At 59.8% G+C, this 2125-nt stretch carries 2 protein-coding genes; both read left to right on the forward strand.

Annotation, left to right across the window (positions count from 1 at the left end; genetic code table 11):
• Window positions 1-468: FAD:protein FMN transferase (locus HMPREF1138_RS10870; protein WP_009058241.1), on the forward strand; the 468-nt coding region annotated here is incomplete at its 5' end.
• Between the two features lie 1127 nt (window positions 469-1595).
• The gene (locus tag HMPREF1138_RS11505; RefSeq protein WP_232210943.1) at window positions 1596-1952 is read left to right on the forward strand and encodes a hypothetical protein; all 357 of its coding nucleotides are present in this window, start codon (window positions 1596-1598) and stop codon (window positions 1950-1952) included.
• Window positions 1953-2125: the final 173 nt, after the last annotated feature.

Below are 2125 nucleotides of genomic sequence, written 5' to 3' on the forward strand. Positions count from 1 at the left end.
GGAGGGCAGGCCTCGTCCCTGCGTGAAATAACCCGTGAAACACCCGCGTGTGCGGCTGAAACTGCCACGTCCTCTCGCGCCGATGCTCGTACTCACGCCACTGTTGTTGCTGCTGAGCTGGGCGCGCTCGCCGGGGGAGGGCAGGCCTCGTCCCTGCGTGAAATAACCCGTGAAACATCCGTGTGCGCGGCCGTTGCTACCGCGTCCTCTCGCACCGATGGGGCGGCGCCCTCCTCGCGCCTGCTGGACCACCACATCATCGACCCGCGGACGGGCTACCCGGCGCGCGCGGGCGTGCGGCAGGTCAGTGTCGTGGCCACATCGGGGGTGCTCGCGGAGGCGCTGTCGACGGCGCTCCTGGTCGACCCGACCGTGGACCTTGACGTGGTCGTCGCAGCCTGGTCGCGGGCGACCGGAACGCCTGCCCGGGCGCGCGTTGTCGGCCTGGCGCGCGCGGCGCAGGGGTGAAGCCGCGTGACCGCCGCATGTGGATTGAGTTGGGGTGTATGGCGGTTGAGACCATCGGGGGCGTGAGTAGTCGCTGCCGAGTCTTTGCGTGCCTATCTCGATTACTGCGTCATGCGTCGGGAAGCTCTGCACCAGTTAGGGAGCATTACACCAGTTAGGGAGCATTACACCACCTGGGAAGTGGTGTAATACCTGGCTAAATGGTGTAACACCACTTAGGAACAAGCGCATATGCGGAGAATGTTGCCAGCTGGCCGATGGTGACCGCCGATTGCGCTTGGAGAACTTGCAGATGAGTGTGAGAGCGGACGTTATCCACAACCCCTCGGAGCAGCTTGCCTCTATCCACAGGTTCGTTCTCTGGTCGTGACTTGGCACGCTGTCTTGCCGATGATGGAGATATGAATGCTCAATCGCTGACTGTTATCAGGTCTTCGACGAATGGACGGCCTTCAGTAGGTGATCTGTCGTCGGGCAACGTGATTCGTATCCAGCGTGGCCGCTACGTCAGGATCCATCGGTCCGGGCCACCGATGACGTACTGGGAGATATGGGCTCTCGTCGCTAGGGCTCGATTACTTGTCGTGAGTGACAGTAGCTCCGGCTCCCCGGTATTCGTAGGCCCTAGTTCATTCGTTGCGCGGTCGATACCACTGTGGGAGGCAAATCCCGATGTTGTGATTTGGTGCGCGTCACGGCATGGGCGGCGCTCAATGCCGGCGGTCACCATGCAAACGGTGACTATTCCTGCGACGTTCGTGTGTTCGACAGTGAAGAAACCGTGTGAACACAGCGTCGAGATCGTTGATCGGTTGCGATGTGAATCGGTCGTTGAGGCGGCAGTTCGCATGGCTTGTTATTCGGAACGTCTCAGCGGATTCGTGGCAATTTGCATGGCATTGCACTACGAGTCTCGGTTTGTAGTGCTATCCCAGCAAGAAAGTAGGCAACGAGCGCAACGCGTTCGGAGCAAGATGCTTGAATGCTTGGAGCTGTATCGGCAGCAGAAGGAATGCGTCCCCTACAGGCGGGCACAGCGCTTGATAGCCGCCGCTGACCCCGGGTGTGACAACCCAGCCGAGGCTGCTCTTCTGTGGGTTCTCAAGTCGGTGAGTTCCTTCGAAGTTGTGACCCAGTTCGAGATAGTCATCAATGGGCGCCGTTACTTTGCGGACATCGCGATTCCGGGACTCATGATCATCTTCGAGTTCGATGGCATCGGAAAGCTGGGCAAGGATGATGCCGAGTTTGCGCGGGCGAAGCGTGACTGGATCCAGCGAGAAAATGATTTGCGCTCTGCGGGGTGGACGATATACCGGGTCTCTTGGAGGGACTACGAAGACTTCGCTGCGTTACGTGCGTGGGCAATTCAGCTGCTTCGTCCGCATCAAGTTGCCATCCCTGAGTGTGCCGAGGCGTTGTGGGCTTTGCCGACTGCTGCCTGTGATGGTCCGAGCCGGCGTTTTCATGTCCACGCGCGATGAGTGCTGCACTAGTTAGGGAGCATTACACCAGTTAGGGAGCATTACACTACCTGGGAAGTGGTGTAATACCTGGCTAAATGGTGTAACACCACTTAGGAACAAGCTGGAACGAGGATGGTGGGCCTGGCTGCGGTGCCCGTGGGCTGTGGTGGGGCCTGGCCGGACAACGAGCC

Origin of the sequence: Actinomyces sp. ICM58, assembly GCF_000283035.1 — a bacterium.
Taxonomy (GTDB): domain Bacteria; phylum Actinomycetota; class Actinomycetes; order Actinomycetales; family Actinomycetaceae; genus Pauljensenia.